The sequence below is a fragment of the Pseudomonas moorei genome (assembly GCF_008801475.1).
In the GTDB taxonomy this organism is placed as follows: Bacteria; Pseudomonadota; Gammaproteobacteria; order Pseudomonadales; family Pseudomonadaceae; genus Aquipseudomonas; species Aquipseudomonas moorei.
Genome location: NZ_VZPP01000013.1, coordinates 153,064 through 166,679, shown reverse-complemented (window position 1 = coordinate 166,679; position 13,616 = coordinate 153,064). Strand labels below are relative to the sequence as shown.

Genomic DNA, 13,616 nt, shown 5'->3' with positions numbered 1-13,616 from the left:
TTACCGCTCGATCAGCGCAATGCGCTTGTTGTACCAGTTCATCAGCAGGGAAATGCTGATACTGATCGCCAGGTACACGCTCATGGTGATCGCAATCACTTCGATCGCCTGCCCGGTCTGGTTCAGCACCGTACCGGCAAACAGCGAGACCATTTCCGGGTAACCGATACCGGCCGCCAGCGAGGAGTTCTTCGCCAGGTTCAGGTATTGGCTGGTGAGCGGCGGAATGATCACGCGCAGGGCCTGCGGGATGATCACCTTGCGCAGAGTCGGACCGTTGCGCAGGCCGAGCGAATGCGCCGCTTCGGTCTGGCCGTGGCTGACCGATTTGATGCCCGAGCGCACGATCTCGGCGATGAACGCCGCGGTGTACACCGTCAGGGCCAGGGTCAAGGCCAGCAGTTCCGGGATCAGCACCCAGCCACCGACGAAGTTGAAGCCTTGCAGCTTCGGCATTTCCCAATGCAGCGGTGCGCCGAAGATCAGCGCGCACAGCGCCGGAATCACCAGGAACAACGCCAGACCGGTCCAGAATTTGTGGAACGGTACGCCGGTTTCTTCGAAGCGTTTGTTGGCCCAGCGGCTCATCAGCACGATGGCGACGATAGCCACGATCACGCTGACCACGAACGGCCAGAAACCGTCCGCCATCTTCGCGGCCGGCATGTTCAGGCCACGGGCGCTGACGAAAAAGGTGTCGCCGAAGTTATGGCTGTTGCGCGGCCCCGGCATGGTCAGGAACACCGCGAAATACCAGAACAGGATCTGCAGCAGCGGCGGAATGTTACGGAAAACTTCCACGTAGACCGTCGCCAGCTTGGCGATGATCCAGTTCTTCGACAGCCGTGCCACACCGACGATGAAACCGAGGATCGTCGCCAGGATCACGCCGATGAAGGTCACCAACAGGGTGTTGAGCAGGCCGATGACAAACACCCGGGCGTACGTGTCCGCTTCGGTGTAGTCGATCAGGTGTTGAGCGATGCCGAAACCGGCACTGCGCTCCAGAAAGCTGAAGCCCGAGGTAATGCCCCGGTGCTGAAGGTTGGTCTGCGTGTTATCGAACAGATACCAGCCCATCGAGACCACCGCGACAATGGTGATGATCTGGAATAGCCACGCACGCACTTTCGGATCGCTGAGACTGAGCCTCTGCTTCGGTGCGCCGATTGAATTTTGCATGAAGTGCCCCGCAAATAATGGAACAGAACATCACCCGGTGGTTGGCCCACCGGGTGATAGAACCATCAGCGCACTGGTGGTGCGTATTGAATGCCGCCAGCGTTCCACAAGGCGTTCAGCCCGCGGTCGATTTCCAGCGGAGTGCTCTTGCCGAGGTTTCTCTCGAACACTTCGCCGTAGTTACCGACTTGCTTGACGATCTGGACGACCCAGTCTTTTTTCACTTTCAGGTCTTTGCCGTATTCACCGTCGGTACCCAGCAGACGGGCAACGTCCGGGTTCTTGGTGGACTTGGCTTCAGCTTCGACGTTCTTCGAAGTGATGCCTGCTTCTTCAGCGTTGAGCATGGCGTAGCCAGTCCAGCGCACGATGGCCAGCCACTCGTCGTCGCCGTTACGCACGACCGGGCCCAGTGGCTCCTTGGAAATGGTTTCCGGCAGAACCACGTAGTCCTTCGGCGAAGCCAGCTTGCTGCGCTGGGCGAACAGCTGGGACTTGTCGGAAGTCAGCACGTCGCAACGACCGGATTCCAGCGACTTGGCGCTTTCGTCGGAGGTGTCGAAAGTGATCGGGGTGTATTTGAGGTTGTTGCCGCGGAAGTAGTCGGAGACGTTGAGCTCGGTGGTGGTACCGGCCTGGATGCAGATGGTCGCGCCGTCCAGCTCTTTAGCGCTTTTCACGCCCAGCTTGTTGTTTACCAGGAAGCCGATGCCGTCGTAGTAAGTGATGAAGCCCGGGAATTTCAGACCCATGCCCGCGTCACGGGAGCTGGTCATGGTGGTGTTGCGCGACAGGATGTCGATTTCGCCGGACTGCAACGCAGTGAAGCGTTCCTTGGCGTTCAACTGACTGAACTTGACCTTGGTCGCATCGCCGAAGACCGCAGCGGCCACGGCACGGCAGTAGTCGGCATCGATACCGACGATCTTGCCGGTGGAGTCTGGAACCGAGAAGCCAGGCAAGCCGTCACTGACGCCGCACTGTACGAAACCTTTCTTCTGCACTGCATCCAGGGTCGCGCCCGCCTGAGCGAACCCACTGACGCCGAGTACTGCCGCTGCAGTCACGACTGCCAGGGTGGATTTCAACATCTTCATTCAAACCTCCAGTTTTGCTCTTGTTGTGTCGGAGCGTGAGTCCAATCGCACCCTTTTGAGGCGTTGTTGACCCGTGTTGGCTTTTTTTAGGGTCAACCGACGTAGGACCGTAGCTATGAGTCTAGTAGGAGAAAATCCACATCATGGACAACTCACTTCTCACCAATCGGCCGAACGGGCTGTAGCCCTTTCACGTTCGCGAAGCCCGTAACGGCCACTGGCGAACATCCATCACCGGATTTTTTGCTATCCCATGGTCAGCAGTACACTGATAGTGTTACCGCCAAGCGTGAGATGGGTTGCACCGCTTCCCCATAGCAAACCCCGTACCACACCGCTTGCAAAATCGTTTCAGGCACAGGTCAAGAGCAAAACTTGCAGCCTTGCGACATCTTATTAACAGATCAACCAGACGCGCACTCAGACCTCGCACTTAATGAGAGCGCATGCACAACATTGGAGCAGCCATGACCGAGCCCTTGATTCTAGAACCCGTCAAGCCCGCAGACGCCTGCGTCATCTGGCTGCACGGCCTTGGCGCCGATCGCTACGACTTCCTGCCCGTCGCCGAAGCGCTGCAGGAAACCTTGCTGACCACCCGCTTCGTCCTGCCCCAGGCGCCCACCTGTGCTGTCACTATCAATGGTGGCTACGAGATGCCGAGCTGGTACGACATATTGGCCATGAGCCCGGCGCGAGCAATCAATCGCGAGCAACTGGAAGCGTCGGCACAGCGGGTCATGAATCTGATCGAAGTACAGCGAGCCGCCGGAATAGACGCCTCGCGGATTTTTCTGGCAGGTTTTTCCCAGGGTGGCGCCGTGGTACTACACACCGCGTTCCTTAAATGGCAGGGCACACTGGGGGGCGTACTGGCCCTCTCTACTTATGCACCGACTTTCAGCGACACCCTGGAACTGTCCGCCAGCCAGCAGCGCATCCCGGTGCTGTCGCTGCACGGTCAGTACGACGATGTGGTGCAAAACTCGATGGGCCGGACTGCCTACGAGCATTTGAAACAGCGTGGTGTCACCGTGACATGGCAGGAATACCCAATGGGGCACGAAGTGTTACCCGAGGAAATCCGCGACATAGGCGTCTGGCTCGCCGAGCGTCTGCGTTAAACATGACGTTTAAAAACACCCTTTGATCCATCCCACTACGCCGCGCCCGATTCTTGCATTACACTGGCCGGCGTATATTCCTTAACCAATTGATGAGATGACCGTGCTCAAAGCACTCAAGAAAATGTTCGGTAAAAGCGAGACTGAGCAACTCGCGCCAGTCCCCAGCGCTCCGTCTCACACGCCCAGCCACCGCGCCGACGGTCATCAGTCTGGTCGGGCCGCCACCGCCGCGGCACCGAAACACGAGCCCAAGCCCGCAGCGGCCGAGCAGCCTGCAGCAACCACTGTCACCGAACAACCGCGCAGCGAAACGCCAAAACCCGCCAAACCGCGCCGCGAACCGAAACCAAAAGCCCCGGTGATCCCGTGGAAACTCGAAGATTTCGTCGTCGAGCCGCAGGAAGGCAAAACCCGCTTCCACGATTTCAAACTTGCCCCGGAACTGATGCACGCCATCCAGGACCTGGGCTTCCCGTACTGCACGCCGATCCAGGCCCAGGTGCTGGGCTTCACCCTCGCGGGCAAAGACGCCATCGGCCGCGCCCAGACCGGCACGGGCAAGACCGCCGCGTTCCTGATCTCGATCATCACCCAGCTGCTGCAAACCCCGCCGCCGAAAGAGCGCTACATGGGTGAGCCACGGGCACTGATCATTGCGCCAACCCGTGAATTGGTGGTGCAGATCGCCAAGGACGCCGCCGACCTGACCAAATACACCGGCCTCAATGTCATGACCTTCGTCGGCGGCATGGACTTCGACAAGCAGCTCAAGCACCTCGAGGCTCGCCACTGCGACATCCTCGTTGCCACGCCGGGCCGCCTGCTGGACTTCAACCAGCGCGGCGACGTGCACCTGGACATGGTCGAAGTCATGGTGCTGGACGAAGCGGACCGCATGCTCGACATGGGCTTCATCCCGCAAGTGCGTCAGATCATTCGCCAGACCCCGCCCAAGAGCGAGCGTCAGACGTTGCTGTTCTCCGCGACCTTCACCGAAGACGTGATGAACCTCGCCAAGCAATGGACCACCGACCCGGCCATCGTCGAAATCGAAATCACCAACGTGGCCAACGAAAACGTCGAGCAGCACATCTACGCGGTGGCCGCTGCCGACAAATACAAACTGCTCTACAACCTGGTCAACGATAACGGCTGGGAGCGAGTGATCGTGTTCGCCAACCGCAAGGATGAAGTGCGGCGTATCGAAGAACGCCTGGTGCGTGATGGCATCAATGCGGCGCAGCTGTCCGGCGACGTGCCGCAGCACAAGCGCATCAAGACCCTGGAAGGTTTCCGCGAAGGCAAGATCCGTGTGCTGGTGGCCACTGACGTGGCCGGGCGCGGCATCCACATCGACGGCATCAGCCACGTGATCAACTTCACCCTGCCGGAGGTTCCGGACGACTACGTGCACCGCATCGGCCGTACCGGTCGCGCTGGCGCAGACGGCGTGTCCATCAGCTTTGCCGGTGAAGACGACTCCTACCAGCTACCGTCCATCGAAGAGAAGCTGGGTCGCAAGATCAGCTGTGAAACACCACCGACGCATCTGCTGCGTGCGGTTGAGCGCAAGCGCCCGTAACGGACGACTTGCAGAAAAAGGCGCAGCCGGCAACGGACTGCGCTTTTTTTTGCCCGGCTTTTTTTCATCGGGCGCTTGATCACGATATTTAAATGTCCATAATAGACAAATTAGTTTATTTCACTGCCCGGAGCCACCATGACCCACAGCCCCCACGTGATCACCCAACCGCAGGCCCGTGAATGGCTGGCCCAGGTCGACGTACCGCAAATCATGCGCAAGCTGTTCCGCGACCTCGCCGCCGGCCAGGCCGTGCAACCTGCGCAGCAACTGGTGGAGTTTCCCCAGGGCGCCGGCGACTTCATCAACTACCTGGGCGTGCTGGCCGAAGAAGGCGTGTACGGGGTCAAGACGTCGCCGTACATCGTGCGCGAACAAGGCCCGCTGGTGACCGCCTGGACCTTGCTGATGTCGATGAAAACCGGCCAGCCACTGATGCTGTGCGACGCCGGTGAACTGACCATCGCACGGACGGCCGCGACCACCGCCGTCGCCATCGATGCCCTCGCACCGCCACAAGCCACGCGCCTGGCGATCATCGGCGGCGGCAAAGTCGCTCAGGCGCACGTGCACTACGTCAAAGGCCTGCGCGACTGGCAGTCCATCAGCCTGTATGCCCCGGGCCTCAACGAGGCCAGCCCGCAGGATCTGGCGCAGATCACAAGCCTCGACCCACGCCTGACCATCGTCGACAGCCGTGAAGCCGCCATTGCCGATGCCGACGTGATCATGCTGTGCACCTCGTCCGCCGGCCCGGTGATCGACCCGTCCCGCCTGAGCAAAGCGGCGCTGATCACCTCCATCAGCACCAACGCCCCACGCGCCCACGAAGTACCGCCGCAGAGCCTCAATGACATGCAGGTGTTCTGCGACTACCGTCTGACCACTCCGGGCTCGGCGGGTGAGATGCTGATCGCCGGCGAGCAACACGGCTGGGATAAAAATGCGCTGGTCGGCGACCTGGCCGATCTGCTGAGCGGCAAGGTGCAGCGCCCCGACTACGATCGTCATGTGTACTTCCGCTCCATCGGCCTGGGCCTGGAAGACATCGCGCTGGCCAATGCCATCTACCGCCTGCTGCCCTGACAACACATAACCCCTTGTAGGAGCGAGCTTGCTCGCGAAGGTGGATCAGGCACCACTGAGTCGTCTGACATGCCATCGCGAGCAGGCTCGCTCCCACATAGAGCATTCAAAACATTGGCATTTACGCCCCATCAGGAGACGTTCATGAGCCACGCAGACTTCATCATCATCGGCGGCGGGATTGCCGGCGCTTCCACCGGTTTCTGGCTGTCCCAGCACGGGCGCGTGGTCGTGCTCGAACGCGAATCCCATCCGGCCTATCACTCCACCGGTCGCTCGGCCGCGCTGTACACCGCCGCTTATGGCACGCCGCAGGTTCGCGCATTGACCCAGGCCAGCCGCGAGTTTTTCGACACCCCACCCGCCGGCTTCTGCGAGCATCCGCTGCTGACCCCGCGCGGCGAGATGACCGTGGACTTCACCGGCGACCCGGCCGAGCTGAACAATCAATACCTGAGCGCCAAGGCCACGGTGCCCGAGATGCAATTGCTCAGCGCCGAGGAGGCCTGCGCCCGCCTGCCGATCCTGCGCCAGGAAAAAGTCCACGGTGCTATCTACGACCCGACCGCCAGCGACATCGACACCGACGCGCTGCATCAGGGCTATCTGCGCGGTATCCGCCGCAACACAGGCCAAGTCCATACAGACTGCGAAGTACTGGGCCTGAGCCGCGATGCCGCAGGCGTATGGCACGTACAGACCCAAACTGAAACCTTCAGCGCACCGATCATCATCAACGCCGCCGGCGCCTGGGCGGACAAGATCGGCGAACTGGCCGGCGCCAAACCGCTGGGCCTGCAACCCAAGCGGCGCGCGGCGTTCATCTTTGCCGGTCCCGAAGGCGTGGACATTCATCACTGGCCGATGCTGGTCAGCCTCGACGAATCCTTCTACATGAAACCCGATGCCGGGATGTTCCTCGGCTCGCCGGCCAACACCGACCCGGTAGAACCCCACGACGTGCAGCCTGAAGAGCTGGACATCGCCATGGGCATTTACCAGATCGAAGAGGCCACGACCCTGACCATCCGCCGTCCGACCCGTACCTGGGCCGGCCTGCGCAGCTTCGTCAGTGATGGCGACCTGCTATCTGGTTTCGACCCGCAGGTGCCAGGCCTGTTCTGGGTGGCGGCACAGGGCGGCTATGGCATCCAGACTTCGCCCGCCATGGGCCAGGCCAGCGCCGCCCTGGTGCGCGGCGAGGCCCTGCCCGAGCAACTCACGCGCTTCGGCTTGAACGCCGACATGCTCTCCCCTGCCCGCCTGGGTTGATTTTCGTCCTCAGGTGACGCGCCGACACGATTGCGGCACACTTTCAGAGCCCCGTTTTTCGGGGCGCTGAAGCTGCCCGGAGCCCCACGTATGAACGCCCCCGAAAAAGACCCGGCCCTGAACGACGCGTCCCTGGATAACTTCCGGGCGATTGCCGACGCCATCGCCACGCTGTTCTTTCCCCACGCCGAAGTGGTGCTGCACGACTTGCGTACGCAAAAGGTCGATTACATCGCCAACAACCTGTCGAAACGGGAGATCGGCGACGACTCGGCGCTCGAAGACATGCTCAGCGACGATGTCAGCGAACGAAATATCGGGCCGTATGAAAAGCTCAATTGGGATGGTCAGAAAATTCGCAGCTTGAGCACCGTCCTGCGCGACCGCGAAGGTCATCCGCTGGCGGTCCTGTGCATCAACCTGAATATTTCGCTGTTTGAAAATGCCAAGGCGGCGCTGGACCTGTTTCTGTCGCCGAACAAACTGATTCCTCAACCGGACTCACTGTTTCGCGACGACTGGCAGGAGCGCATCAATACTTTCCTGCATAACTGGCTGCGCGAGCGGCAACTGAGCCTGAACCTGCTGACCCGCGACCACAAACGCGAGCTGGTGCTGGCGCTGCACGCCGAAGGGGCCTTCAAAGGCAAAAGCGCTTCGAACTACGTGGCCAATGTGCTGAACATGGGACGGGCGACGGTGTACAAGCATTTGAAGGAATTGAAGGGCTAGAGATCTGCATTGGCGGTTCCGGCCTCATCGCTGGCCAGCTCCCACAGGTTCTGCGGTGATCACATAATTGTGCACGGCGCAGACAATGTGGGAGCTGGCTTGCCAGCGATAGCGGACTATCAGTCGCCGTAAATATCCGACTTGAAGTACTTCTCGGAAATCTTCTGATACTCGCCATTGGCGCGAATGCCATCGATGGCGGTGTTCAGTTCGCTGACCAACTCGGCATTACCCTTGCGCACGGCAATCCCGGCGCCCTCGCCGACGTATTTCGGGTCTTTCAACTCAGGCCCGACAAATGCGTAGCCTTTACCGCGCGGCATCGACAGGAAGTCATTGAGCGGAATGGTGTCGGCAAAAATGGCGTCGAGGCGACCGGCCGCCAGGTCCATGTAGATTTCTTCGTTGTTGCCGTAACGCTTGACGATGATGCCTTTGGGCTCGAACACCTCGGTGGCATAACGGTCCGTGGTAGTGGCACGCTGCACGCCGACCGTCTTGCCTTTGAGGCTGGCGTACTGGTCATCCACCACTGCGCCTTCCTTCATCACCAGACGCGATGACGTGAAGTAGTACTTGTGGGTGAAATCCACCGACTTCTTGCGGTCGTCGTTGATGGTCATGGACGACAGCGCCATGTCGATTTTCTTCACTTTCAGGGAAGGAATCAGACCGTCGAACTCGCCTTCAACCCACACACACTTGACCTTCATCTGTGCGCACAAGGCATTACCGATGTCGTAGTCGAAGCCGACGATTTCGCCTTGATCGGTTTTGGAAGCGAACGGCGGGTAAGCAGCCTCGATACCGATGCGCAAGGTTTTCTCGGCGGCAAACAGGCTACTGCACGCCAACAGGCTCAGGGCCAGACCGGTGATGAGGGGAAACTTCTTCATGTTCGTTCTCTCGCGGGTTGTTGTTGGTTTGGCAAGACAGAAGAAAGAGCTGAAACAGGGAAAGCCTTTTTTGTACTTATAATTCCATATTGGACTTTTACGTATTATCCGTCAATCAGACAAATGCAGTCCGTATCGGCCGGTGGTCGGGAGGGGAGTCAGGAGATTATTGGGTGATGCGGATGGCCTCATCGCGGGCAAGCCCGCTCCCACAGTGTTCGAGTCGTACACGAATGTATGTACGCCATCGAACCTGTGGGAGCGGGCTTGCCCGCGATAACGGTCGAAAGAACAGCGCAGGAATTAATGCTTCCAGCGATCCGCCGCCGCATGATCACTGTCACGCCCTTCCACCCATCGCGGGCCGTCGCTGGTGTTTTCTTTCTTCCAGAACGGTGCGCGGGTTTTCAGGTAGTCCATGACAAAGGCGCAGGCGTCGAACGCCGCCTGGCGGTGCGCACTGGCGGCGCCGACAAAGACGATGGGCTCGCCCGGTTCCAGGGCGCCAATGCGATGCAGCACTTCCAGCTTGAGCAGCGGCCAGCGCTGCCCGGCTTCGCTGGCAATCTTGCCGAGGGCTTTTTCGGTCATGCCCGGATAGTGCTCGAGGAACATTCCGGCTACGTCGAGCCCGTCATTAAAGTCGCGCACGTAGCCGACAAAACTCACCACCGCGCCAACGCCGACATTGGCATCGTGCATGGCGTTGACTTCGGCGCCCGGATCGAACGCCGTGGACTGCACGCGAATCGCCATGGCTCAGCCCCCGGTCACGGTCGGAAAAAACGCCACTTCATCGCCCTCGCTCACCGGCTCGTCGAGCTGGCAGAGGTCTTCGTTGCGCGCGCACATCAGGTTCTGCTCGGTTAGCACTTCGGCGCCATCGCGCTGAGCCAGCAGCGCCCGCACATCGTCGACAGTGGCGAAATCGCCCTGGACCTTCAGCGCATCCACGCCAATCGCTTCGCGATAACGGGCAAAAAATTTCACCGTGATATTCATGGCTGATCCGCCTGGAAATGTCCGCTCTTGCCGCCGACCTTTTCCAGCAGGCGCACGCTTTCGATGATCATGCCGCGATCGACGGCCTTGCACATGTCGTAGATGGTCAGCGCTGCCACACTGGCGGCGGTCAGGGCTTCCATCTCGACGCCGGTCTGCCCGGACAGTTTGCAGCGAGCGACGATACGCACGCTGTCCTCGCCCTCGGCACTGAGCTCGACTTTCACGCCGGTCAGCATCAGCGGGTGGCACAGGGGAATCAGGTCGCTGGTTTTCTTCGCCGCTTGAATGCCGGCGATGCGCGCCACGGCGAAGACATCACCCTTGGGGTGACCGCCGCTGACGATCATCTGCAGGGTTTCGGGCAGCATGCGCACCAGCGCTTGGGCCGTCGCCTCACGGAACGTCACGGCTTTTTCGGTGACGTCGACCATGTTGGCGCGACCTTGGGAATCGAGATGAGTCAGCACGGGGTTACTCCTGATCAGGAGCGTCGATTGTAAACCTGCGGGTCAGAATTCCGCACGCACGATTATCGGCCCACCACCCTCCCCTTGTAGGAGCGAGCTTGCTCGCTCCTACAGGGAGATTGTGCCGGGCATAAAAAACCGGGCGGCTTTTGAGGCCGCCCGGTTTTGGCTGAAAGGTTACAGATGCGATTCGGCGTATTCGGCCAGAATCGAACGTGGCACCCCTTGCAGGGTGATGTGCACCCCGTTCGGGAAATCCTTGAAGCGTTCTGTCAGGTAGGTCAGCCCGGAGCTGGTCGCGGACAGGTATGGGGTGTCGATCTGTGCCAGGTTACCCAGGCACACCACTTTGGAGCCGGCACCGGCACGGGTGATGATGGTCTTCATCTGGTGCGGTGTGAGGTTCTGGCATTCGTCGATCAGGATCAGGCTCTGCTGGAAGCTGCGGCCCCGGATGTAGTTGAGGGATTTGAACTGCAACGGCACTTTGCTGAGGATGTAATCGACGCTGCCATGGGTGCTTTCGTCATCCATGTGCAAGGCTTCGAGGTTGTCGGTGATAGCGCCCAGCCATGGCTCCATTTTTTCCGCTTCGGTACCGGGCAGGAAGCCGATCTCCTGGTCCAGGCCCTGCACGCTGCGGGTGGCAATGATCCGGCGGTAGCGCTTGCTGACCATGGTCTGCTCGATGGCTGCCGCCAGTGCCAGGATGGTTTTACCGGAGCCGGCCGCACCGGACAGGTTGACCAGGTGGATGTCCGGATCAAGCAAGGCATAAAGCGCCAGGCTCTGATAGATGTCCCGTGGCTTCAGACCCCAGGCTTCCTGATGCAACAGTGGTTCCTGATGCAGGTCCAGTATCAGCAGCTTGTCTTCTTCGATCTCCTTGATCCAGCCGACAAAGCCCTGCTCATCGATGATGAACTCATTGATATGCACGGCCGGCAGGTTGTCGATCAGTTGCACCTGGTGCCAGGTGCGGCCATGGTCCTGACGGGTTTCGACTTTGCTCACACGGTCCCAGAAGGAGCCGGTCATGTTGTGATAACCGTTTGGCAGCAGCGATACGTCGTCGACCAGTTGGTCGGTGCTGTAGTCCTCGGCCGCGATCCCGCAAGCACGGGCCTTGAGGCGCATGTTGATGTCTTTGGTGACCAGCACCACGGGCAGTTTCGGATCGCGCGCGTGCAGGTCGATCAGTTGGTTGATGATGATGTTGTCGTTGAGGTGCTCGGGCAGAATGATGTTCGGCTCGGCACGCTTGCTCATCAGAATTGACAGCAAGCCCTTCGGACCGCTCTTGCCCCGCTGGATCGGCACGCCCTGCTCGACGTCCTCGGGAGAGGCATCGCCCAGGGTCTTGTCGATCAGGCGAATGGCCTGGCGACATTCGGCAGCAACGCTGTGATGCCCGCTCTTGAGCTTGTCGAGCTCTTCAAGCACGGTCATCGGGATGGCAACGTGGTGTTCTTCGAAATTGAGGAGCGCGTTTGGATCGTGAATCAATACATTGGTATCGAGTACATAAAGGATTGGCTGGTTGGAAGAAGAGCTACGTCCGTGATCATCCATACTCGGTCACCTTTGTGGGAGCCAGTCGACGCAATACCTTGGCGGTGCTGCGCCTCGAAGTGGCCGCCGAATCTCACCTGCGGAGATCCAAGTGACTGCAAACAAACGGGTCTTGGAAGACGCCACCTGTGTTGCAGGTTTCGGCGGTCTGTCTTCGTAATACTCCAAAACACATGACAGAAAAAAGCACTTTGACGCTTTTTTGAAGTTTATTTTTCAGAATGACCAATAGCACTTGGCGGACTGCCATCACCCGTTTAAAGTCGGAAGTCCGCCTGCATCGAAATCCCTCCCAAAATCGCCCTTCACCCAATGTTTACGGGCATTTCCCGTTTCCAGCGAAGCCGCGTCGGCTTTGTCATTGGAAACCGCTCTGGCAGTCCTCCCAACCGATCCCGCTTTGCGCCGTTTGCGTAATCAGCCAGGGCAGCGCCGTTTTCACCCCATCCTGTTTCACATTGAAATTGATCACCCCATGGCGCCACAGCAGCATCAGGGTCAGCACCCGCTGCGCGCTCTGGGTGGCCTTGAGTTTGCCGGCGCCGTCCTGGGCATCGATGTCCCACAACGCCACCCGCACCCCCTGAGACTTGAAGAAGCCTTCGGCATCGGAACGGCGCTGACCGTCGGGCGGACGAAACAACGGCACGTAGTTCTCCGGCAGCTTGTTTTTGACCAGTTCGACGCTACGCCGTATCGAATCCTGCCAGTCCTGCCAATGGCTGTGGGAGCGGAACTCCCAGCCCTGGACGCCGACGCACTGCATGGAGTAGGTCGACTGCAGGCTCGCCACCGAACGCTCCGCCAGACGCGCCTGAATATCCTTGCCCAGCACGAAGAACGTACCGCTCAAGTTCGACTTGCGCAGGTACTCGGTGACCCAGGTCGTGTTGTCCGGCATGGCGTTGGCGCCGCTGTCGAAGGTCAGCAGAAACAGCCGGTCGTGCATCTCGTCGCCATTGCGCTCAAAGTCGCCAAAACGATCGACTTCGCTGCTGGTTTGCGGAAACAGCGCGGCCTTGCGCAATTGCTCGTCCAGGTACTGGGCATGGAACAGGCGACTCGGTTCGGCCCACTTGATGTAGTAGCTGTCCTCACCGATCTGAAACTTGGCGGCTTGTTCGCGCAGGGTAGGCAAGTCCTCGACCAGAAAACAGAAAGACGCATCCTGGTCGCAGCTCTGCTGGGCGAAGTTGTAGTTGCTCAACAGGCGCTGCCACAGGCGCTGGCGCACGTGATTGACCGACGCCATGTTGACCGTACGCAAGCCCAGGCGCTGGGCGAGCGCCGGTTCGTCCAGGGCTTCGCTGGTCAGCAGCACATGGGCAAACATCAGGATTTCAGCGCGTGAGGCGACGTCGAACAGCGTCGGATTGCCGAGTTGCTCAGGCCAGGTGCTGCGATCAAGGGTCGCCACTTCACCCGGCGCCGCCAGGACCCCGAAGCTCAGGAGCCAGGCCGAAAATAGAAAAACAAAGCGCAATGAGATGTCTCCATAACAAAACCCGCGCGGCACTATAGCTGATCCCGTCCCAACACCCGCAGCCAAGCCGAACTCATTGTGGCGAGGGAACCCATCCTGGCAAACCACCGATCAC

General features: G+C 59.9%; 13 protein-coding genes. 5 read left to right on the top strand and 8 right to left on the bottom strand.

The window, feature by feature from the left end; genetic code table 11:
* Both F7R06_RS24090 and F7R06_RS24085 read right to left on the bottom strand, forming a co-directional pair.
* Positions 1–1,182 (bottom strand): amino acid ABC transporter permease, encoded by a 1,182-nt coding sequence (locus tag F7R06_RS24090; protein WP_090324969.1) that lies wholly within the window; start codon positions 1,180–1,182, stop codon positions 1–3.
* A 65-nt stretch (positions 1,183–1,247) separates the two neighbouring features.
* On the bottom strand, positions 1,248–2,279 hold the full coding sequence (locus tag F7R06_RS24085) for an amino acid ABC transporter substrate-binding protein (RefSeq protein ID WP_090324971.1): 1,032 nt from the start codon (positions 2,277–2,279) through the stop codon (positions 1,248–1,250).
* A gap of 467 nt (positions 2,280–2,746) precedes the next feature.
* On the opposite strand from F7R06_RS24085, the gene F7R06_RS24080 reads away from it, so the two are divergent.
* The 5 genes from F7R06_RS24080 to F7R06_RS24060 all read left to right on the top strand — a co-directional run bounded on the left by F7R06_RS24080 (position 2,747) and on the right by F7R06_RS24060 (position 8,078).
* Positions 2,747–3,403, top strand: a complete 657-nt coding sequence (locus tag F7R06_RS24080) for an alpha/beta hydrolase (protein WP_090327532.1) — start codon at positions 2,747–2,749, stop codon at positions 3,401–3,403.
* 97 nt (positions 3,404–3,500) lie between these two features.
* Complete coding sequence (rhlB, locus tag F7R06_RS24075) at positions 3,501–4,988, top strand: ATP-dependent RNA helicase RhlB (RefSeq protein ID WP_090324972.1); 1,488 nt, start codon at positions 3,501–3,503, stop codon at positions 4,986–4,988.
* Between the two features lie 138 nt (positions 4,989–5,126).
* Complete coding sequence (locus F7R06_RS24070; protein ID WP_090324974.1) at positions 5,127–6,074, top strand: ornithine cyclodeaminase family protein; 948 nt, start codon at positions 5,127–5,129, stop codon at positions 6,072–6,074.
* Between the two features lie 144 nt (positions 6,075–6,218).
* Complete coding sequence (locus F7R06_RS24065) at positions 6,219–7,346, top strand: NAD(P)/FAD-dependent oxidoreductase (protein WP_090324975.1); 1,128 nt, start codon at positions 6,219–6,221, stop codon at positions 7,344–7,346.
* A gap of 90 nt (positions 7,347–7,436) precedes the next feature.
* Positions 7,437–8,078, top strand: coding sequence for a helix-turn-helix transcriptional regulator (locus tag F7R06_RS24060; protein ID WP_090324977.1), 642 nt, complete (start codon positions 7,437–7,439; stop codon positions 8,076–8,078).
* Positions 8,079–8,197: 119 nt separating this feature from the next.
* Here the strand turns inward: F7R06_RS24060 and F7R06_RS24055 are convergent, their stop codons facing one another.
* From F7R06_RS24055 to F7R06_RS24030, 6 genes are all read right to left on the bottom strand, one after another.
* Positions 8,198–8,974: an ABC transporter substrate-binding protein gene (locus F7R06_RS24055; RefSeq protein WP_090324979.1), complete on the bottom strand. Its 777-nt coding sequence runs from the start codon at positions 8,972–8,974 to the stop codon at positions 8,198–8,200.
* Positions 8,975–9,277: 303 nt separating this feature from the next.
* The gene (moaE, locus tag F7R06_RS24050; RefSeq protein WP_090324980.1) at positions 9,278–9,730 is read right to left on the bottom strand and encodes a molybdopterin synthase catalytic subunit MoaE; all 453 of its coding nucleotides are present in this window, start codon (positions 9,728–9,730) and stop codon (positions 9,278–9,280) included.
* 3 nt (positions 9,731–9,733) lie between these two features.
* Positions 9,734–9,976: a molybdopterin converting factor subunit 1 gene (moaD, locus tag F7R06_RS24045; protein WP_090324982.1), complete on the bottom strand. Its 243-nt coding sequence runs from the start codon at positions 9,974–9,976 to the stop codon at positions 9,734–9,736.
* Complete coding sequence (moaC, locus tag F7R06_RS24040) at positions 9,973–10,446, bottom strand: cyclic pyranopterin monophosphate synthase MoaC (RefSeq protein WP_090324983.1); 474 nt, start codon at positions 10,444–10,446, stop codon at positions 9,973–9,975. The genes moaD and moaC overlap by 4 nt, the downstream gene beginning before the upstream one ends.
* A 177-nt stretch (positions 10,447–10,623) precedes the next feature.
* Positions 10,624–12,018, bottom strand: a complete 1,395-nt coding sequence (locus F7R06_RS24035) for a PhoH family protein (RefSeq protein ID WP_056854495.1) — start codon at positions 12,016–12,018, stop codon at positions 10,624–10,626.
* Between the two features lie 358 nt (positions 12,019–12,376).
* Positions 12,377–13,501, bottom strand: a complete 1,125-nt coding sequence (locus tag F7R06_RS24030) for a polysaccharide deacetylase family protein (protein WP_090324985.1) — start codon at positions 13,499–13,501, stop codon at positions 12,377–12,379.
* Between the last annotated feature and the right edge of the window lie 115 nt (positions 13,502–13,616).

Bases quoted from the DNA above. Each gene is read 5' to 3' on its own strand.
- F7R06_RS24090 (WP_090324969.1), bottom strand. From the start codon at position 1,182: ATGCAAAATTCAATCGGCGCACCGAAGCAGAGGCTCAGTCTCAGCGAT.
- F7R06_RS24085 (WP_090324971.1), bottom strand. From the start codon at position 2,279: ATGAAGATGTTGAAATCCACCCTGGCAGTCGTGACTGCAGCGGCAGTA.
- F7R06_RS24080 (WP_090327532.1), top strand. From the start codon at position 2,747: ATGACCGAGCCCTTGATTCTAGAACCCGTCAAGCCCGCAGACGCCTGC.
- rhlB (WP_090324972.1), top strand. From the start codon at position 3,501: ATGACCGTGCTCAAAGCACTCAAGAAAATGTTCGGTAAAAGCGAGACT.
- F7R06_RS24070 (WP_090324974.1), top strand. From the start codon at position 5,127: ATGACCCACAGCCCCCACGTGATCACCCAACCGCAGGCCCGTGAATGG.
- F7R06_RS24065 (WP_090324975.1), top strand. From the start codon at position 6,219: ATGAGCCACGCAGACTTCATCATCATCGGCGGCGGGATTGCCGGCGCT.
- F7R06_RS24060 (WP_090324977.1), top strand. From the start codon at position 7,437: ATGAACGCCCCCGAAAAAGACCCGGCCCTGAACGACGCGTCCCTGGAT.
- F7R06_RS24055 (WP_090324979.1), bottom strand. From the start codon at position 8,974: ATGAAGAAGTTTCCCCTCATCACCGGTCTGGCCCTGAGCCTGTTGGCG.
- moaE (WP_090324980.1), bottom strand. From the start codon at position 9,730: ATGGCGATTCGCGTGCAGTCCACGGCGTTCGATCCGGGCGCCGAAGTC.
- moaD (WP_090324982.1), bottom strand. From the start codon at position 9,976: ATGAATATCACGGTGAAATTTTTTGCCCGTTATCGCGAAGCGATTGGC.
- F7R06_RS24035 (WP_056854495.1), bottom strand. From the start codon at position 12,018: ATGGATGATCACGGACGTAGCTCTTCTTCCAACCAGCCAATCCTTTAT.